This is a genomic window from Burkholderia sp. B10 (genome assembly GCF_004368385.1).
GTDB classification, from domain to species: domain Bacteria; phylum Pseudomonadota; class Gammaproteobacteria; order Burkholderiales; family Burkholderiaceae; genus Burkholderia; species Burkholderia vietnamiensis.
Genome location: NZ_PQMX01000021.1, coordinates 25,028 through 44,117, shown reverse-complemented (window position 1 = coordinate 44,117; position 19,090 = coordinate 25,028). Strand labels below are relative to the sequence as shown.

Genomic DNA, 19,090 nt, shown 5'->3' with positions numbered 1-19,090 from the left:
AGCGTTGGACAGTGGGGGCCCGAAGGCGCGACGGAAACCGGATGAACGGACCGTCGCGAGGAGGGGGCCTAGTGTAAACTTCGAACATGGATATTGTACTGTATGCCCTCACCGCGTTCCTGTACGGCGGCCTGGCCGTCGCAGGCTGGCGCACGCACCGTCAGGCCGCCGCGCCGCTCGTCGCGAGCGTGCCGGCCGTGCCGGTTCCGGCGTCCGCCGCCTCGGGGATGAGCGCCGCCGGCCGCGCGCTGCTGCTTGCCGCGCTCGTCGCGCACGGCGTGCTGCTGCACATGACGATCTTCCCGCACGACGCGATGGTCTTCGGCTTCGCGTTCGCGCTGTCCGCGATGTTCTGGCTCGGCGCCGGCATCTACTGGATCGAGAGCTTCTTCTTCCCGCTCGACAGCCTGCGCCTGCTGGTGCTGCCGCTCGCCTGCGGCGCGTCGCTGCTGCCGCTCGTGTTCGGCGGCGTGCGGGTGCTGCCTTATGCCGCAGCGCCGCTGTTCAAGCTGCACTTCCTGATCGCCAACATCGCGTACGGGCTGTTCGCGATCGCCGCGCTGCACGCGATCCTGATGCTGATGGTCGAGCGGCGCCTGCAATCGCTGCGCAACGGCGGGCGCGACGGCTCGACCGGCTGGATCGCGAGCTGGCTCGAAACGCTGCCGCCGCTGCTCACGCTCGAGAAGCTGCTGTTCCGCCTGATCGGCGCCGGCTTCGTGCTGCTCACGCTGACGCTCGCGTCGGGCATTCTGTTCAGCGAGCAGATCGATGCGCGAGCGATGCGGCTCGACCACAAGACCGTGTTCGCGGTGCTGTCGTGGCTGATGTTCGGCGGCCTGCTGGTCGCGCACAAGACGTCCGGATGGCGCGGGCGCGGCGCCGCGCGCTGGGTGCTCGTGTCGTTTGGCGCGCTGCTGCTCGCGTATGTCGGCAGCCGGTTCGTTTTCGAGGTGCTGCTGCACCGTTCCGTGGTTTGAACGCAGGTTACCGATGCGACAGATTCTCCTCCTGATCCTTCTTTTCTTCGCGGGCTCGTGGCTCGCGCGCAAGCTGCGCCAGGCCCAGGATCACGCGCACGCGCGCACCGGCCGCGGCGCCGGCTACGGCGGCGGCCAGGCAGGCCCGGGCGCCGACACGCGCTCGCTGCCCGAGCCGATGGTGCGCTGCGCCGAGTGCGGCGTGCATGCGCCGAAGGGCGATGCGGTCGCGGGGGGCGGCGAATACTTCTGCAGCGCCGAGCATGCGCAGCGCCATCGCGCCCGCGCCAGCGACACCGATGCGCGATGAGCGGCGCACGATGAGCGACGCAGTACGGTTGTCGGTCGACGCGGACGGCTGGGTGCGCGAAGCGCGCCATGCGCGCTCGCCGAACTTCGAGGCGCGGCCGGCGGGTGCGGTGCCGACGCTGCTCGTCGTCCACAACATCAGCCTGCCGCCCGGCGAATTCGGCGGCGACGCCATCGAGGCGCTGTTCCTGAACCGGCTCGATTGCGATGCGCACCCCTATTACCAGAGTCACCTGCGCGGCGTGCGCGTGTCCGCGCACTTCCTGATCCGCCGCGACGGCGAGCTCGTCCAGTTCGTGTCGTGCGACGAGCGCGCGTGGCACGCGGGCGCGTCCGAGTTCTTCGGCCGCCCGCGCTGCAACGACTTTTCGATCGGCATCGAGCTCGAAGGCGCGGACGACGTGCCGTTCGACGCCGCGCAGTATGCGACGCTCGGCGCGCTCGCGCGCACGCTGGCCGCGCGTTATCCAATCGCTGCGGTGGCCGGGCATGCCGACATCGCGCCCGGCCGCAAAACCGACCCCGGCCCGCATTTCGATTGGCAACGCTTCGCAGGCGATGCCGGCTTTCCCGCCGAATACTTTCCTTTCCGTCAGCACTGAGCGCAGGGTTTTTGAACCGGCGAAATTTTTTTTCCGGACCAATGCCTTGTCACGTCTGCGCCTGCGCGGCGCGGGTGTGATGTCAAGACCTCAGGCGCAAATTATCCGTTTGGACGTCGTTCGAATGTCCACTATACTTGGTGCCTGTTGAGTAGTTCTGTACTAGATATAGTGTGTGCCGCAGGGAAAACCCGAGCGGCACCGGCCGGCTGGCCAAGCCGGCGGGCAGGGTTCTCAGGGCGGCGTGCCAGGCCGGGCGGTCCGGGCGTCGCGATCAAGCGCAGCGAACTTCGACGGGGCGGAGTACACATGACGAAGCACACGACCGGCTCGGTTGTCGCGCATCGGCCGAACCGGCTTTCCCGACGCATCGCTCGCCTCTTGCCGCTCGCGCACCGCATTGCGCAGCGTTCGTTCTAATCCGCGGTTCTCTCCGCACCATCCCACACCAGGAGCTTTGCACATGCAAACCACCGACAACGCGACGTCCCAGTACGAGAGCGCCTCGAGCCGTCCGCTCGGCGGGACCGAACAGGGCGCGCAGGCGCTCGCGCCGCAGGCCACGTTCGCCGACTACAAGGTGATCCGCCGCAATGGCAGCGTGGTGTCGTTCGAGCCTTCGAAGATCGCGATCGCGGTGACCAAGGCTTTCCTGGCCGTCAATGGCGGGCAGGGCGCGGCATCGGCGCGCGTGCGCGAACTCGTCGAGCAGCTCACGCACAACGTCGTGCGTGCGCTGGTGCGCAGCCGTCCGAACGGCGGCACGTTCCATATCGAAGACATCCAGGATCAGGTCGAGCTCGCGCTGATGCGCGGCGGCGAGCACAACGTCGCGCGTGCGTACGTGCTGTATCGCGAGAAGCGTCACCTCGAGCGCCAGCACGCGGGCGAGGAAGCGGCGGCAGCGGGCGCCGAGTCGAACACCGGCATCAACGTCGTCGACAACGGCGTCACGCGTCCGCTCGACATGAACGCGCTGCGCGCGCTGATCGTGTCGGCCTGCGACGGCCTCGGCACTGCGGTAAACGCTGATCCGATCGTCGCCGAGACGGTGAAGAACCTGTACGACGGCGTGCCGATGAGCCAGGTCTACGACTCGGCGATCCTCGCTGCGCGCACGATGATCGAGAAGGATCCGGCGTACAGCCAGGTCACGGCCCGCATCCTGCTGCACACGATCCGTCGCGAGATCCTCGGCGAGGAAGTCGTCCAGGCCGACATGTCGGCGCGCTACGCGGAGTACTTCCCGCAGTTCCTGAAGCGCGGCGTCGACGCCGGCCTGCTCGACGACAAGCTGCTGCAGTTCGACCTGAAGCGTCTCGGCGAAGCGCTGGACGCGAATCGCGACCTGCAGTTCGGCTACCTCGGCCTGCAGACGCTGTACGACCGCTACTTCCTGCACGTCGACGGCACCCGCATCGAAATGCCGCAGGCATTCTTCATGCGCGTCGCGATGGGCCTGTCGCTGAACGAGATCGACCGCGAAACGCGCGCGATCGAGTTTTACAACGTGCTGTCGAGCTTCGACTTCATGAGCTCGACGCCGACGCTGTTCAACTCGGGCACGCACCGTTCGCAGCTGTCGTCGTGCTACCTGACGACGGTCGCGGACGACCTCGACGGCATCTACGAAGCGCTGAAGGAAAACGCGCTGCTGTCGAAGTTCGCCGGCGGCCTCGGCAACGACTGGACCCGCGTGCGTGCGCTCGGCTCGCATATCAAGGGCACGAACGGCAAGTCGCAAGGCGTGGTGCCGTTCCTGAAGGTCGTCAACGACACGGCCGTCGCGGTCAACCAGGGCGGCAAGCGCAAGGGCGCGGTGTGCGCGTACCTCGAATCGTGGCACCTCGACATCGAGGAATTCCTCGAGCTGCGCAAGAACACCGGTGACGACCGTCGCCGCACCCACGACATGAACACGGCGAACTGGATTCCCGACCTGTTCATGAAGCGCGTGATGGAAGGCAGTGACTGGACGCTGTTCTCGCCGTCGACCTGCCCGGACCTGCACGACAAGTTCGGCGCCGATTTCGAGAAGGCTTACACGGCTTACGAAGACAAGGTCGCGCGCGGCGAGATCAAGCTGTTCAAGAAGATTCCGGCGCAGCAGCTGTGGCGCAAGATGCTCGGCATGCTGTTCGAGACGGGCCACCCGTGGATCACGTTCAAGGATCCGTGCAACGTGCGCTCGCCGCAGCAGCACGTCGGCGTCGTCCACTCGTCGAACCTGTGCACCGAAATCACGCTGAACACGAGCGACACCGAAATCGCGGTGTGCAACCTCGGCTCGGTGAACCTCGTCGCCCACCTGGTGAAGCAGGCCGACGGCAGCTACGCGCTCGACCACGACAAGCTCAAGCGCACGATCAGCGTCGCGATGCGCATGCTCGACAACGTGATCGACATCAACTACTACGCGGTGCCGAAGGCGCGTAACTCGAACCTGAAGCACCGTCCGGTCGGCATGGGCATCATGGGCTTCCAGGACTGCCTGCATCTGCTGCGCACGCCGTACGCGTCGGAAGCGGCCGTCGAGTTCGCCGATCGTTCGATGGAAGCGGTCTGCTACTACGCGTACTACGCGTCGACCGAGCTGGCCGAGGAGCGCGGCCGCTACTCGAGCTACCGCGGCTCGCTGTGGGATCGCGGCATCCTCCCGCAGGACACGCTGAAGCTGCTCGCCGAAGCGCGCGGCGGCTACGTCGAAGTCGACACGTCGGAGTCGCTCGACTGGTCGACGCTGCGTTCGCGTATCGCGGCGCACGGCATGCGCAACTCGAACTGCGTCGCGATCGCGCCGACGGCGACGATCTCGAACATCATCGGCGTGTCGGCTTGCATCGAGCCGACCTTCCAGAACCTCTACGTGAAGTCGAACCTGTCGGGCGAATTCACGGTGGTGAACGAGTACCTCGTGCGCGACCTGAAGGAGCGCGGCCTGTGGGACGAAGTGATGGTCGCCGACCTGAAGTACTTCGACGGCATGCTGTCGCGCATCGACCGCATCCCGGCCGACCTGCGCGCGATCTACGCGACCGCCTTCGAAGTGGATCCGACGTGGCTCGTCGAAGCGGCATCGCGTCGCCAGAAGTGGATCGACCAGGCGCAGTCGCTGAACATCTACATGGGCGGCGCGTCGGGCAAGAAGCTCGACGAGGTCTACAAGCTCGCATGGCTGCGTGGTCTGAAGACGACCTACTACCTGCGCACGATGGCAGCCACGCACGTCGAGAAGTCGACGGTCGCGCACGGCGCGCTCAACGCGGTGCCGACGAGCGGCGGCTCGAGCAGCGGCGGCGCGCAAGGCGCAGCGGGCGGCTTCGGTGCGGCGGGCGGCGACGTGTCGTCGGGTGGGCTCAACGCAGCAGCGCTCGCGCCGGTCGAAGCAGACGGCCCGGTGTGCACGATGCGTCCGGGCGACCCCGGCTTCGACGAATGCGAAGCTTGCCAGTAACGCGGCGCGCATGAGTTGAAGCAGTTCGGGCGACGCGCACGACAGCCGATCGAGGTTGAAGTGTGCGTCGCTCTCTACTAAAAAAATGATAAGGAATCTGCAACGCGGCACATGCGTTGCAGGCAGCGACAAGCGATCGAAACATCCCCGACGACGTCGCGTTTCGATCAGCGTTCGATGCGTCGAGCGCACCTCGCGATACATGCGCGATACGCGTCGCACTCTGCATGAACGACGATGCGTTGCTCAAAGTGTTGTATCGAGGTCGCAACGCGAATCGAAAAAAGGATTTTTCGTGAGCGAACCCTTTTATCGCTCAGGAAAAGATGGTACAAACCGTTCTAAATTGATGGTGACAATTTATGCTCAACTGGGATGACGAGAAGACTGCCGTAACCCCCGCGAGCGGAGCGCAGCAAAACGCGATGCGCACCTCCGCAGGGATGGCCGTCGGACTGCAGGCTGCAACGCCTGCCGCCCATCAGGTCCGTGACATTTTCGAAGGCGATCTTGCGGTGCCGCCGCAAGCACCGGCTGTTCCCGCCGGCGGTTCGGAAGCGCGGGTCAACGTTGCGGACAAGCGCATCATCAACGGCCAGACTGACGTCAATCAGCTGGTGCCGTTCAAGTACAAGTGGGCGTGGGAAAAGTATCTGGCCGGTTGCGCGAACCACTGGATGCCGCAGGAAATCAACATGTCCCGCGACATCGCACTGTGGAAGGATCCGAACGGTCTGACCGAGGACGAGCGCCGCATCGTCAAGCGCAACCTCGGCTTCTTCGTGACCGCCGATTCGCTCGCTGCGAACAACATCGTGCTCGGCACGTACCGCCACATCACGGCGCCCGAGTGCCGGCAGTTCCTGCTGCGCCAGGCGTTCGAAGAGGCGATCCACACGCACGCGTATCAATACATCGTCGAATCGCTCGGCCTCGATGAAGGCGAGATCTTCAACGCGTACCACGAGGTCGCGTCGATCCGCGCGAAGGACGAGTTCCTGATTCCGTTCATCCATACGCTGACCGACCCGGCCTTCAAGACCGGCACGCTCGAAGCGGATCAGAAGCTGCTGAAGTCGCTGATCGTGTTCGCGTGCATCATGGAAGGCCTGTTCTTCTATGTCGGCTTCACGCAGATCCTCGCGCTCGGCCGCCAGAACAAGATGACGGGTGCTGCGGAGCAATATCAGTACATCCTGCGCGACGAGTCGATGCACTGCAACTTCGGCATCGACCTGATCAACCAGATCAAGCTCGAGAACCCGCATCTGTGGACCGCCGAATTCCGCGCGGAGATCCGCGAGCTGTTCAAGCATGCAGTCGAACTCGAATACCGCTACGCCGAGGACACGATGCCGCGCGGCGTGCTGGGTCTGAACGCGTCGATGTTCAAGAGCTATCTGCGCTTCATCAGCAACCGCCGTTGCCAGCAGATCGGCCTCGATCCGCTGTACCCGAACGAAGAAAACCCGTTCCCGTGGATGAGCGAAATGATCGACCTGAAGAAGGAACGCAACTTCTTCGAGACGCGAGTGATCGAGTATCAGACGGGCGGCGCGCTGTCCTGGGAATAACCCGCAGCAGCGAACCCGTCACATGATGGAGTAGCCGGCGGCCTCTCGGCCCCGGCCCAAGGTTTAGGAGCAAGAACGCCTGATGCAAAGCATGCCCGGTGCCTTAACGGCCCAACGACATCATCGGCACTTTGCGAACCCTTCAGTGGGATGGGCAAACTTCCCTCCGGAAAAAGCGGACGGCCGTGTGGCCGTCGGCTTGATCAAGCGATTAGGGGTAGCGGCGCGGGGTGCGCCGGCTACCGACTTGATTTGGCGCGCGAGGCCATGGGGTCACGCGCGCCATACCGTATTCATTAGCGTAAGCGCGCAGTATCCGCGTACGCCGATGAATAGCCCGCTTCGAAGCGCACGTCCTGAACAGCGTCCGCGGGAAGCGGGTTTTGACGAAGGGTGTAGTTTGAACTGACTCTCATCTGAACCTGAAGGAGAACAACATGGCTACTGCCAAGAAGAAACCGGCTGCCAAGAAGGCTGCTGCTAAGAAGACCGTTGCGAAGAAGGCAGCTGCGCCGGCGAAGAAGGCCGCTGCAGTGAAGAAGGCCGCTGCGAAGAAGGTCGCGGTGAAGAAGGTTGCAGCGAAGAAGGCAGCGCCGGCGACGAAGGCTGCAGCGAAGAAGGCAGCACCGGCGAAGAAGGCCGCTGCGAAGAAGGTTGCAGCCAAGAAGGTGGCGGTGAAGAAGGTTGCTGCGAAGAAGGCAGCACCGGCGAAGAAGGCCGCTGCGAAGAAGGTTGCAGCCAAGAAGGTCGCAGTGAAGAAGGTTGCTGCGAAGAAGGCCGCACCGGCGAAGAAGGCTGCTGCAAAGAAGGCAGCACCGGCCAAGAAGGCTGCAGCGAAGAAGGCCGCACCGGCGAAGAAGGCTGCTGCGAAGAAGGCAGCGCCGGCCAAGAAGGCTGCGCCTGCGAAGAAGGCTGCCGCACCGAAGGCTGCTGCACCTAAGGCCGCTGCGCCGAAGGCTGCCGCCGCACCGAAGGCTGCTGCTCCGGCGAAGAAGGCCGCTGCTCCGAAGAAGGCCGTCGTGAAGAAGGCCGCGCCGGCAACCACCGCGTCGACCGCATCGGTTGCGCCGGCATCGGGCGTGAAGACGGCGCTCAACCCGGCAGCGGCATGGCCGTTCCCGACGGGCAGCCGTCCGTAATCGCGGCTGACCAGCATCACCCGGACACTCATGTGGTGTCCGCGGGTTGAGTAGCGCTACTCAATCGGTCCCGCCATCTGGCCTGGATGGCGGGATTTTTTTCGCCCGTACGCGGCCGGGCATGGACGTGATGCGCGGAGCGTGGACGAAAAAAAACGCATGTGCGACTTCGCACATGCGTTCGACCGCGGCTTGCGCCGCGTGCTGAGGATGCTCGTTAGTGCGTGACGCGCGTGACGCCGCCGCTCGACAGCAGTCGTACGCGCTCGCCTGCGCGGAAGACTTCGCCGCTGGCTGCTTGCGTGATCGAGCGCAGGTCGCCGTTGTCGAGGCGAACGGTGATTTCGACGCCGTTCGCGGTACTGAGGTTTTCGCCGACCGCGTTGCCCGCCACCGCGCCGACCAGGCCGCCTGCGATCGCCGTCAGGATCGAGCCCTTGCCGCCGCCGATCGCGCTGCCCGCGACCGCGCCGAGTGCGCCGCCGCCGAGCGTGCCGATCGCGCTGCCGCCGCCGTCCGACTGGATGCGCACCGCACGCACGCTTTCGACCGTGCCCATGCGAACCGTCTGTTCGCGCTGCGCCTGGCCGACGCTATAGACGTCGGCCGAACCGGGCGCGGTGAAGCAGCCCGCGAGAGTCAGGGTGGCCGTCAGCATCGCCGCGAGCGTGAGGGTTTTCTTCGTCAACATCTTTGCTCTCCAACAGTATTTATTTGAGACTGTAACCGAAGGCGGCCTCGAAGCGCGCGTCGACATCGGCGCGCGTCAGTGCGTAAGTCTGGGGGCCCTGATGGGCGATCTTGATCGAGCCCATCAGGCTCGCGAGGCGGCCGGTGGTTGCCCAGTCCAGACCGTTCTCGATGCCGTACAGCAGGCCGCCACGGAAGGCGTCGCCGCAACCGGTCGGATCGACGATCCGCTCTGCCTGCACGACCGGAATCTGTTCTTCGCCGTTCTTGTGAAGAATGGTAGCGCCGTGTTCGCCCCGCGTGACGATCAATGCTTGAACCCGGCTGGCGATTTCCTTCTCGGACCACCCCGTCTTGTCACTGACGAGCTTGCCCTCGTAGTCGTTGACCGCGACGAAGGTCGCGAGTTCAATGATGCGGCGCAGCGTCGCACCGTCGAACAGCGGCAGGCCCTGACCCGGATCGAAGATGAACGGGATGCCGGCCTTGGCGAATTGTTCGGCGTGCTGGACCATCCCGTCGAAGCCGTCGGGCGCGACGATGCCGAGCTTCACGCCGGGCACCTCGTCCGCACGGTTCAGATGCGATTCCATCATCGCGCCGGGGTGGAATGCGGTGATCTGATTGTTCTCCAGATCGGTCGTGATCATGGCCTGCGCGGTGTGCGCGTCGGGCACGACCCGCACGTTGGCTTTGGACAGGCCGAGGCTGTCGAGACGCTCGAGATAGCGGTCCGCGTCGTTGGCGCCGACCGTCGCCATGATGCGTGCGTCGCCGCCGAGCAGGTGCAGCGCGTACGCGATGTTCCCCGCGCAACCGCCGAATTCGCGACGCATCGTCGGCACGAGGAAGCTCACGTTCAGCAGGTGAACCTGGTCGGGCAGGATGTGCTCGCGGAACCGACCTTCGAAGGTCATGATGTTGTCGTAGGCGAGCGAGCCGCAAATCAGCGTAGTCAAGGCGTGGGTTCCTGTAGAGGGCAAAGGGAAAGCGGCCGGCCCGGCGGCCGCGGCGAGCCCGTCGGGCTGCGCGCGGCGGCCGGGCGGCTGCGGATTACTTCAGTGCGGCGAGTGCTGCGTCGTAGTTCGGCTCGTCCTTGATTTCGCCGACGAGTTGCGCGTGGATCACCTTGTCCTGCGCGTCGAGCACGACGACCGCGCGGGCCGTCAGGCCGTTCAGCGGGCCGCTCGTGACGTCGACGCCGTACGCGTTCGCGAACGCGCGGCCGCCGCGGAAGGTGGACGCCGTCACGACGTTCGCGAGGCCTTCGGTCGTGCAGAAGCGCGTGGCCGCGAACGGCAGGTCGCCGGACACGACGATCACGACCGTGTTGTCGAGCGACGACGCGGCTTCGTTGAACTTGCGCGTCGACGTCGCGCAGGTCGGCGTGTCGAGGCTCGGCACGATGTTCAGCACCTTGCGCTTGCCGGCGAAGCTGGCGAGCGTCAGATCGGCGAGGTCCTTGCCGACCAGCTTGAAGTCGGGGGCTTGCGAGCCGACGACCGGGAACGTGCCGGCGATATCGATCGGGTTGCCACCCAGCGTAACTTTGCTCATGTTCGTGCTCCGAAATAGCGCGCCGGTGCGGCGCGCGGGTTGAGACGGCGCGCATGCGCGCGCGCGATGCGTCACGGATAGAAGATCTGGACGCGGAAATTCGATGCGCTCGCGCCGTTCGTGTCGAGCCGCACGACCATCGTCTGCGTCGTGCCGGGCGGTAGCCCTGCGTCGATCGGCGTGCCCGGGCGGACGTAGTCGCGCGGCGCGAGCACGCGGCGCACGGTGACGTGATTGGTGTCGTCGAGCAGCGTCAGCTCGAGCGACGGGTACGCGAGCGCGACGCGATAGCGGTTCGTCAGCGGCGCCTTCAGCTCGAGCACGCGCGGCCCGTCGAGCTGGCGCAGGTCGGTCGCGTTGAGCCGCAGCCCGTCGATCGCGCGCGGCGGCGTGACCTTGCAGCCGAGCGGCGCGCACGCCTGACGGTACCAGCTCTGCGTGACCGGCCAGTAGATCATCACGGATTCGTGCTGCCACCACGCCAGCTGCGCGAACAGCAGCACGCCGAGCGTGGCCGCGACGACGCCGCCGAAAAAACCGGCGAGCATGCCGCGTCGTTGCGGCGCGCGGGTCTCGCGCGTCACCTCGAAGTGGGGGCGGTCGTCTTCGGTGAGTGCGGCGGGGAACGGGACGGCCGGTTGGGCGGGTGGCTTTGCCGCCGACTGGGCGTCGTCGGGCGCGTTTGCAGGTTCGTCAGCGGCCGCGACGCCACGCTCGGCAGCGTGGCTGTCGTCGGGCGCTGCGTCGGACGGCGCCGGCGTAAAGGCGAACCGCGGTTCGCGGGGAACGTCGTCTGGTTCCGGAAAGTGCGTGTGCGTGTGCGCGTCCGCGTTTGCGTTTGCGGGCGCGGTCGGGTCGACGGGATCGGCGCCCGCTTGCTCGATCAATTGCGCAGGTGCGATGAAGCGCGGTTCGCGTGGGTCGGTTTCTGCGGCTGGCAGGGTAGACGCGTCGGTGTCGTGCGGTGCCGCAGCCGGTTCGGCCGGCCATGCGGCCGCTTCGACGACGCGGCGTTCGGCAGCATCCGTCGAAATCGGCGCGGGCGTGCCGGTCTGGCGAACGGTGCCGGCGTCCGTGGTTTCTTGCCGCGTCACCGGCACGAGCGGTTCGGCGCGAATGGTGTGCGCGTTGTGCAGCAGCGACGGATCGACGCCGGCGTCGAGCCACGGCGCCCACATGTCCCAGCCCGCAGGCCTGAAGTTGCCATCCGTCGCCGCGTGCGCCGGCAGGTCGGCGGTGAAGAGCCGCGCCGGTGAGGTCGGGGAGGGCGTGTCGCTGACGGCGTCGGCCGGTGTTGGTGCGGTGGGTGTTGGTTCAGTCGGTGCTGAGTTGACCGGTGCCGACGCGGCTGGCGTTGATGAGGACGGCGGTGCTTCGACCGGGGCTGCATCGATCGGCGCTAAGTCGACCGGCACTGCTTCAATCGGCGCCGCTTCGACCGGCGTTGCTTCGACCGGCGTTGCTTCGATCGGCGTTGCTTCGATCAGAGCCGCTTCACCCGGAGCCGTTCCAACCGGAGCCGTTCCAACCGCCGCCGCTTCCCTCGACGTCGGCTCCTGCCTCACCGTCGGCTCGGGAACGAGCGAGCGCGTCGCGTCGAACACCTGCCGGCAGTGTCCGCAGCGCACCAGCCCGTCATGCAGCGTCAGCTGCTCCTGCTGCAGCCGGAAGACGGTTTCGCAATGAGGGCAGCGCGTCGCAAGAAGCATGTCGAGCCGGGCGGCCTGCTGGCCAGAGTGAAGGACAGCGCTATTCTAATGGCTTTCCCGCCGCGTTCCGGCGAGGCAAACCCAACCTTCGTGCTCGCGCCATACCGAGATGTCGACGTAGCGCGCGTACACCGCCGCGACTTCGTCCGCCTGGCGCGCGAGCACGCCCGACAGCGCGATGCGGCCGCCCGGCTTCACCTTCGACGCCAGCATCGACGCCATCAGCTTCAACGGGTTCGACAGAATGTTCGCGACGACGATGTCGAACTCGCCGTCCGGGCACGCGTCGGGTAGCCCGTACGTGACGTCCGCATGGTTGCGTTCGCTGTTCTGCCGCGCCGATTCGACCGCCTGCGGATCGATGTCGATGCCGATCACCGGGTCCGCGCCGCACTTGCGCGCGAGGATCGCGAGGATGCCCGAGCCGCAACCGTAGTCGAGCACCGACTGGCCGGGCTTCACCGTCTGCTCGAGCCATTCCATGCACAGGCGCGTAGTCGGGTGGCTGCCGGTGCCGAACGCGAGGCCCGGATCGAGCTCGAGGATCAGCGCATCCGGATCGGGCGCATCGTGCCACGACGGCACGACCCAGATCCGTTCGCCGATCGGGATCGGCTCGAACTGCGACTGCGTGAGCCGCACCCAGTCCTGCTCCTCGACTTCACGCACGTCGAACTTCGGCGTATCGGCAATGCCGATCTCGTTCGCGGCCGCCGCGAGCAGCACGGCCGGTTCGAGATCGGGCGACAGCAGCGCGACCACGCGCGAGTGCTGCCACGCGGTGCGCTCCGGAACCAGGCCGGGCTCGCCGAAGAGCGGCTGCTCGTCGGGCGTGTCGGCGTCGGCGTCCTCGACGGACACCGACAGCGCGCCGAGGTCGAGCAGTGCGTCGGACAACGCCTCCGCATGCTCGCGGGCCAGTTCGACGACGAGTTCGCGATAGCTCATGCTTACGCTTCTTCCGGTGCGACCTGCTGCTTCTGCGCGAGCCGGTGTTCGAGGTAGTGGATGCTGGTGCCGCCTTCGACGAACTTCGAATCGATCATCAACTCGCGGTGCAGCGGGATGTTGGTCTGGATGCCTTCGACGACCATTTCCGACAGCGCGATCCGCATCCGGCGGATCGCCTGGTCGCGCGTCGCGCCGTAGGTGATCAGCTTGCCGATCATCGAGTCGTAGTTCGGCGGCACGAAATAGCCGTTGTACGCATGCGAGTCGACGCGCACGCCCGGCCCGCCCGGCGTATGCCACGACGTGATGCGGCCCGGCGACGGCGTGAACTTGAACGGATCTTCAGCGTTGATCCGGCATTCGATCGCATGTCCGCGGAACTGCACGTCGCGCTGGCGCAGCGCCATCTTCTCGCCGGCCGCGATGCGGATCTGTTCCTGCACGATGTCGACGCCGGTGATCAGCTCCGATACCGGATGCTCGACCTGCACGCGCGTGTTCATCTCGATGAAGTAGAACTCGTTGTTTTCGTACAGGAATTCGAACGTGCCGGCGCCGAGATAGCCCATCTTCTTGCAAGCGTCCGCGCAGCGGTCGCCGATGCGGTCGATCAGGCGGCGCGGAATGCCCGGCGCCGGCGCTTCCTCGATCACCTTCTGGTGACGGCGCTGCATCGAGCAATCGCGCTCGCCGAGCCAAATCGCGTTCTTGTGCGCATCCGACAGCACCTGGATCTCGATGTGGCGCGGGTTCTCGAGGAACTTCTCCATGTACACCTGCGGGTTGCCGAACGCACGGCCGGCCTCCTCGCGGGTCATGTTGACCGCGTTCACGAGCGCGGCCTCGGTGTGCACGACGCGCATGCCGCGTCCGCCGCCGCCGCCGGCCGCCTTGATGATGACCGGATAGCCGATTGCGCGCGCAATCTTCACGATCTCCTTCGGATCGTCCGGCAACGCGCCTTCCGAGCCCGGCACGCACGGCACGCCGGTCTTGATCATCGTCTGCTTTGCCGTGACCTTGTCGCCCATCAGGCGGATCGTGTCCGGGCGCGGGCCGATGAACGTGAAGCCCGACTGCTCGACGCGTTCGGCGAAATCGGCGTTTTCCGACAGGAAGCCGTAGCCGGGGTGGATCGCTTCGGCGTCGGTGACTTCCGCGGCGCTGATCAGCGCCGGCATGTTCAGGTAGCTGAGGTTCGACGGGGCCGGGCCGATACAGACGGCTTCGTCCGCGAGGCGCACGTACTTGGCTTCCTTGTCGGCTTCCGAGTAGACGACTACCGTCTTGACGCCGAGCTCGCGGCACGCGCGCTGAATGCGCAGCGCGATTTCACCGCGGTTGGCAATGAGGATTTTTTCAAACATAGCGAGTATTCGTCTCTTCGAGGGGCGCGCGAACGGCGCCTGGAGAGCATCGGCGGCGCGCGGCCGGACGGCCGCGCGGCGGGCTTAGCCGATCACGAAAAGCGGCTGGCCGTATTCGACGGCCTGGCCGTTCTCGACGAGGATTTCCTTGATCACGCCGGCCTTGTCCGACTCGATCTCGTTCAGCAGCTTCATCGCTTCGATGATGCACAGCGTCTGGCCCTCCTTGACCGTGTCACCGACCTGCGCGAACGGATCCGCGCCCGGCGACGGCGCGCGATAGAACGTGCCGACCATCGGCGACGTCACGACGTGGCCTTGCGGCACGGCGGGCGCCGCGGCGCCTGCGGCCGGTGCGGCTGCCGCACCTTCGGCCGGCAGCGCGACCGACGGGGCCGGGGCGCTGACCTGCGGGGCAAATCCGCCCGTCGGCTGGACATAGACCGGCGGCGCGTTCTTGACGATACGCACCTTGCCTTCGCCTTCCGTCACTTCCAGCTCGGAGATGCCGGATTCGGAGACGAGGTCGATCAGAGTTTTCAGCTTACGAAGATCCATCGGGAGTTCCCCTTTCAATACGTGAAAGCGCCGGTCAGACCGGCGCTGAATCTAGATCGCGAAATCAGCCGCGCGACGCGCCTTGCAGCTTGTCGAGCGCGTATTCGAGCGCGTACAGATAACCTTTCCAGCCGAGCCCGCAGATCACGCCTTCGGCCTGGTCGGAAAAGTAGGAGTGGTGCCTGAACGCTTCGCGGCGGTGCACGTTCGACAAATGAATTTCGACGAACGGGATGCCAACGCCGGCGATCGCGTCCCGGATCGCGACGCTCGTATGCGTGTACGCGGCCGGATTGATCAGGATGAAATCGGTCTGTTCCTCCCGCGCGGCCTGGATGCGGTCGACGAGCGCGCCTTCGTGGTTGCTCTGGAACGACGACAGTTCGGCGCCGGCAGCCTGCGCCCGCGCGGCAAGCGCCTGATCGATCTGCGCGAGCGTGACGCGGCCGTACACCTCCGGTTCCCGGGTGCCGAGAAGGTTCAGGTTGGGGCCGTGCAGCACCAGCAATCGTGTCATGGTCGCTTCTATTTCTGCGGAATTGCGCGAACTTTAGCGCTATTTAGAGAAATTTGTCTAGTTTTGCCGAACGGCCAACGGCGCCGGGCCTGCAAGAATTACCGGGAGCTAAGCGAAGTATTCGCGAATTCCGGTGAAACTGCGGCGATCGACCTGCAAAACACCGCGAACGTGCGGGCGCCCATTCGCGCATGTCACAACGTGTCGAGGGTCTTTTTGAGCTCGGCGGGCTGGATTTGCCCCAATTTTGTTTCGCGGATCTTGCCCGTTTGGTCGATGACTACCGTGAACGGCAGCGCACCGGCCGTATTGCCGAAATTACGCGCCAGATCGGCACCCGCATATCCGCTGACGAATACCGGATAGTCGACCTTCACCTTCTGCAGGAAGTTCTTCACGTTCTGGTCGGAGTCGACGCCGATGCCGATGAAGCGGATGCCCTTCTCCTTATATTGATGCGACAGCGCGACGAGTTCCGGCATCTCCTGGACGCACGGGCCGCACCACGATGCCCAGAAATTCACCACGACCTTCTGGCCCTTGAACGACGCGAGCGTCGCCGGCTTGCCGTCTACATCGGTCAGCGCCGCGGCCCACAGCTGCTCGACCGGGCTGCCGGACGGAGCCGGCGCGGCCGATGAGTCCGATGTGGCCGATGTGGCGGCCGCCACACCGTCGTCGGCGCTGCCGCCGCGGAACCAATGGCCGGCGGCGAGCCCGCCGCCGATCGCCGCGGCCGCGACGAGCGCCACCGCCAACATGCGTTTCATCATCATCGTGGAATCATTCCGGTTCGGAAGGCGCGTCGCCGGCTTCGAGCAGCGCGCGCAACGCGGCGGCGTCGGCCCGCGCGACGCGCCCGCGTGCGTCGGCCTTGACCGCGCCGCGCAGGTCGTCGCTCGCATAGAGCGCGACGTGCACGCCGATGGCGTCCATGTCGCGCCGCGGGCGCCACAGGAAGCTGAGCGTCTCGACGTCGGCGCGACCGGCGAAATGCCGGGTCTCGGACACGTCGTACTGAACGTTCTGGTTCAGCAGGTAGATGGCGACGTCCTTCGGGTTGTCGGTGAATATCTGCAAATGGATGTCCGAATGCGCGTTCGCGGTGCCGTTCAGCACCGCGCCCGTCACGTACGGATTGAATTCGGCGAGCCGGCGCATCCAGTCGAGCGCCGCTTCGCGCAGCCGGCGGAGCTCGTCGGGCTGCGTATCGCTCTGGAACAACGCGATGTATTCGCGCAGTTCTTCTTCGATCAGGTCGTTATCGGGCAGCCATTCGCCCGCAACGCGCGTATCGCCGAACAGCTGGCGGGCGGCCTTGCGCTTCGCGCTGGCGTAATCGAGGCCGTCCTCCGCGATCAGGCGGGCGGCGGACTGGGCGATTTCCTCGCGGGCACGCCGCGGATCGACAAGAGGTTTGCGAGACATGATCCGGCAATCATACTCGATCGCCGCCGCGGCAGACCGCGGTGCGGCTGCGTGCCGCCCGCCGCGCCGGACGGCCTCGCGCGCCGTCGTTCGGCCCGGGCCGTCAGTTACAATGACGATCTTTGTGGCGCGGCGAAAGCGCTGGCCCGGACGGCGCGTCCGGCATGCCGCACACGTCCCTTTCCGAATCGACGGCGCCCGGCGGCGCGAAAGCATTCATCTATGCACATCCACATTCTTGGCATCTGCGGCACCTTCATGGGCGGTCTCGCCGTGCTCGCGCGCGAGGCGGGCCACACGGTGACGGGTTGCGACGCGGGCGTCTATCCGCCGATGAGCACGCAGCTCGAGGCGCAGGGCATCACGCTGATCGAAGGCTACGGCGCCGAGCAGATCGACCTCAAACCCGACCTGTTCGTGATCGGCAACGTCGTCACGCGCGGCAATCCGCTGATGGAGGCGATCCTCGATCGCGGCCTGCCTTACGTGTCCGGCCCGCAATGGCTCGGCGAACACGTGCTGGCCGGCAAATGGGTGCTCGCGGTCGCGGGCACGCACGGCAAGACGACCACCTCGTCGATGCTCGCGTGGCTGCTGGAAGACGCCGGCCTGAATCCGGGCTTCCTGATCGGCGGCGTGCCGCTGAACTTCGGCGTGTCGGCGCGGCTGACCGATTCGAGCTTCTTCGTGATCGAAGCCGACGAATACGATACGGCGTTCTTCGACAAGCGCTCGAAGTTCGTCCACTACCGGCCGCGCACGGCCGTGCTGAACAATCTCGAATACGATCACGCCGACATCTTCCCGGATCTCGCCGCGATCGAAACGCAATTCCACCATCTCGTGCGCACGGTGCCGCGGGTGGGCCGGATCGTCACGAACGGCCGTTCCGACGCGCTGGAGCGCGTGCTGGCGCGCGGCTGCTGGAGCGAAGTCGAGCGTTTCGGCGTCGACGGCGGCTGGCAGGCGCTGCCGGCCGAGGACGGTGTGCCGGTGGACGAGCGCTTCGCGGTGTATTCACAGGCCCAGCGCGTCGGCGAAGTCGCGTGGCAGGTGCAGGGCGACCACAACCGGATGAACGCGCTGGCCGCGATCGCGGCCGCGCGCCATGTCGGCGTGCCGCCGGCGCAGGCGGCCGCCTCGCTCGCATCGTTCCGTAACGTGAAGCGGCGCATGGAAGTGCGCGGCAGCGTCGACGGCGTGACCGTCTACGACGACTTCGCGCACCATCCGACCGCGATCGAAACCACGATCGCCGGCCTTCGTGCGCGCATCGGCCGAGAACATTCCCGCATCCTCGCCGTGCTGGAGCCGCGTTCGAACACGATGAAGCTCGGCGTGATGAAGGCGCAGCTGCCGGCCAGCCTCGCCGATGCCGACCTCGTGTTCGGCTACGGCGCGCCGAGCGGGCGCGACGCGCTCGGCTGGAACCTCGGCGACGCACTGGCGCCGCTCGGTGCGAAGGCGCACGCGTTCGACGACCTGCATCTGTTGGTGAAGGCCGTCGTCGCCGCCGCCCGCCCGGGCGACCACGTGCTGGTGATGAGCAACGGCGGCTTCGGCGGCGTGCACCAGCAGCTGCTCGACGCGCTCGGGAGCCGCGCGTGATCCTGTACCTGCACGGCTTCCGCTCGTCGCCGGAGTCGCAGAAGTCGCGGCTGCTGGCCGCGCGCATGGCGGCGCTGGGCCGCACGGCGGAGTGGCGCTGTCCGTCGCTGGCGGTGTCGCCGCTCGAGGCGATCGCCGTCGCCGAGGCCGCGGTGGCCGGCGCGCAGGACGTGACGGTGATCGGCAGCTCGCTCGGCGGCTACTACGCGACCTGGCTCGCCGAATGCCACGGCTGGAAGGCGGTGCTGCTGAACCCGGCGATCGTCCCGCAACGCGATCTCGAACAGTATCTCGGCGAGCAGCCGTTGTGGCACGGCGGCGGGTCGATCGTCGTCGAGCGCCGCCATCTGCAGGAGCTCGACGCGCTGCGCGTGCCGGCGATTTCGCGGCCCGAACGCTACTATCTGTTCGCGGCGACCGGCGACGAAGTGCTCGACTACCGCGAGATGCTCGCCCATTACCCGGGCGCGAAAACCCGCGTGATCGAAGGCAGCGATCACGGGATCAGCGAATTTGCCGACTACGTCGACGACGTTCTCGCCTTTTGCGATCAAAAAACGTCTTGAATCCGGCGTCATGCCGATCGAATTTCCATCATCATCCGGCGCCGCCGATGCGGCGCCCGGCAGTCTGAACGAGAGTACTGA

General features: G+C 66.2%; 19 protein-coding genes. 9 read left to right on the top strand and 10 right to left on the bottom strand.

What is annotated here, in order from left to right:
• Window positions 1-86: 86 nt before the first annotated feature.
• The 7 genes from ccsA (at window position 87) to C3Y15_RS13275 (ending at window position 8,058) form a co-directional block, all read left to right on the top strand.
• Entirely contained in the window at window positions 87-980 is an 894-nt protein-coding gene (gene ccsA, locus C3Y15_RS13310) for a cytochrome c biogenesis protein CcsA (protein WP_011883206.1), read from the top strand.
• Between the two features lie 13 nt (window positions 981-993).
• Window positions 994-1,290 (top strand): PP0621 family protein, encoded by a 297-nt coding sequence (locus tag C3Y15_RS13305; protein ID WP_011883207.1) that lies wholly within the window; start codon window positions 994-996, stop codon window positions 1,288-1,290.
• A 10-nt stretch (window positions 1,291-1,300) separates the two neighbouring features.
• On the top strand, window positions 1,301-1,891 hold the full coding sequence (gene ampD, locus C3Y15_RS13300; protein WP_034194192.1) for a 1,6-anhydro-N-acetylmuramyl-L-alanine amidase AmpD: 591 nt from the start codon (window positions 1,301-1,303) through the stop codon (window positions 1,889-1,891).
• A gap of 463 nt (window positions 1,892-2,354) precedes the next feature.
• Complete coding sequence (locus tag C3Y15_RS13295) at window positions 2,355-5,345, top strand: ribonucleoside-diphosphate reductase subunit alpha (protein ID WP_011883209.1); 2,991 nt, start codon at window positions 2,355-2,357, stop codon at window positions 5,343-5,345.
• 362 nt (window positions 5,346-5,707) lie between these two features.
• On the top strand, window positions 5,708-6,919 hold the full coding sequence (locus C3Y15_RS13285) for a ribonucleotide-diphosphate reductase subunit beta (RefSeq protein WP_011883210.1): 1,212 nt from the start codon (window positions 5,708-5,710) through the stop codon (window positions 6,917-6,919).
• An 82-nt stretch (window positions 6,920-7,001) separates the two neighbouring features.
• Entirely contained in the window at window positions 7,002-7,328 is a 327-nt protein-coding gene (locus C3Y15_RS13280; protein ID WP_081056201.1) for a hypothetical protein, read from the top strand.
• A gap of 28 nt (window positions 7,329-7,356) precedes the next feature.
• Window positions 7,357-8,058, top strand: a complete 702-nt coding sequence (locus C3Y15_RS13275; protein WP_134206840.1) for a histone H1-like DNA-binding protein — start codon at window positions 7,357-7,359, stop codon at window positions 8,056-8,058.
• A gap of 217 nt (window positions 8,059-8,275) precedes the next feature.
• Here the strand turns inward: C3Y15_RS13275 and C3Y15_RS13270 are convergent, their stop codons facing one another.
• The 10 genes from C3Y15_RS13270 to C3Y15_RS13225 form a co-directional block, all read right to left on the bottom strand.
• Window positions 8,276-8,749 (bottom strand): glycine zipper 2TM domain-containing protein, encoded by a 474-nt coding sequence (locus C3Y15_RS13270; RefSeq protein WP_011883213.1) that lies wholly within the window; start codon window positions 8,747-8,749, stop codon window positions 8,276-8,278.
• 19 nt (window positions 8,750-8,768) lie between these two features.
• Window positions 8,769-9,707 carry a carbohydrate kinase family protein gene (locus tag C3Y15_RS13265; protein WP_011883214.1) on the bottom strand — a complete coding sequence of 313 codons (939 nt, stop codon included), beginning with the start codon at window positions 9,705-9,707 and terminating at the stop codon, window positions 8,769-8,771.
• A gap of 94 nt (window positions 9,708-9,801) precedes the next feature.
• On the bottom strand, window positions 9,802-10,305 hold the full coding sequence (tpx, locus tag C3Y15_RS13260; RefSeq protein ID WP_034194191.1) for a thiol peroxidase: 504 nt from the start codon (window positions 10,303-10,305) through the stop codon (window positions 9,802-9,804).
• A gap of 71 nt (window positions 10,306-10,376) precedes the next feature.
• Complete coding sequence (locus C3Y15_RS13255) at window positions 10,377-12,014, bottom strand: DUF3426 domain-containing protein (protein ID WP_059476092.1); 1,638 nt, start codon at window positions 12,012-12,014, stop codon at window positions 10,377-10,379.
• Window positions 12,015-12,059: 45 nt separating this feature from the next.
• Complete coding sequence (gene prmA, locus C3Y15_RS13250) at window positions 12,060-12,962, bottom strand: 50S ribosomal protein L11 methyltransferase (protein WP_011883217.1); 903 nt, start codon at window positions 12,960-12,962, stop codon at window positions 12,060-12,062.
• 2 nt (window positions 12,963-12,964) lie between these two features.
• The gene (gene accC, locus C3Y15_RS13245; RefSeq protein WP_011883218.1) at window positions 12,965-14,332 is read right to left on the bottom strand and encodes an acetyl-CoA carboxylase biotin carboxylase subunit; all 1,368 of its coding nucleotides are present in this window, start codon (window positions 14,330-14,332) and stop codon (window positions 12,965-12,967) included.
• Between the two features lie 84 nt (window positions 14,333-14,416).
• Window positions 14,417-14,890, bottom strand: a complete 474-nt coding sequence (gene accB, locus C3Y15_RS13240; RefSeq protein WP_011883219.1) for an acetyl-CoA carboxylase biotin carboxyl carrier protein — start codon at window positions 14,888-14,890, stop codon at window positions 14,417-14,419.
• Between the two features lie 64 nt (window positions 14,891-14,954).
• Window positions 14,955-15,407, bottom strand: coding sequence for a type II 3-dehydroquinate dehydratase (aroQ, locus tag C3Y15_RS13235; RefSeq protein ID WP_034194178.1), 453 nt, complete (start codon window positions 15,405-15,407; stop codon window positions 14,955-14,957).
• A 194-nt stretch (window positions 15,408-15,601) separates the two neighbouring features.
• Window positions 15,602-16,183 (bottom strand): TlpA disulfide reductase family protein, encoded by a 582-nt coding sequence (locus tag C3Y15_RS13230; protein ID WP_014722417.1) that lies wholly within the window; start codon window positions 16,181-16,183, stop codon window positions 15,602-15,604.
• Between the two features lie 7 nt (window positions 16,184-16,190).
• Window positions 16,191-16,835, bottom strand: coding sequence for a UDP-N-acetylmuramate--alanine ligase (locus C3Y15_RS13225; RefSeq protein WP_014722418.1), 645 nt, complete (start codon window positions 16,833-16,835; stop codon window positions 16,191-16,193).
• A 222-nt stretch (window positions 16,836-17,057) separates the two neighbouring features.
• On the opposite strand from C3Y15_RS13225, the gene mpl reads away from it, so the two are divergent.
• Window positions 17,058-18,443, top strand: coding sequence for a UDP-N-acetylmuramate:L-alanyl-gamma-D-glutamyl-meso-diaminopimelate ligase (gene mpl / locus C3Y15_RS13220; protein ID WP_011883223.1), 1,386 nt, complete (start codon window positions 17,058-17,060; stop codon window positions 18,441-18,443).
• Window positions 18,440-19,009, top strand: a complete 570-nt coding sequence (locus tag C3Y15_RS13215) for a YqiA/YcfP family alpha/beta fold hydrolase (protein WP_011883224.1) — start codon at window positions 18,440-18,442, stop codon at window positions 19,007-19,009. The genes mpl and C3Y15_RS13215 overlap by 4 nt, the downstream gene beginning before the upstream one ends.
• Window positions 19,010-19,090: the final 81 nt, after the last annotated feature.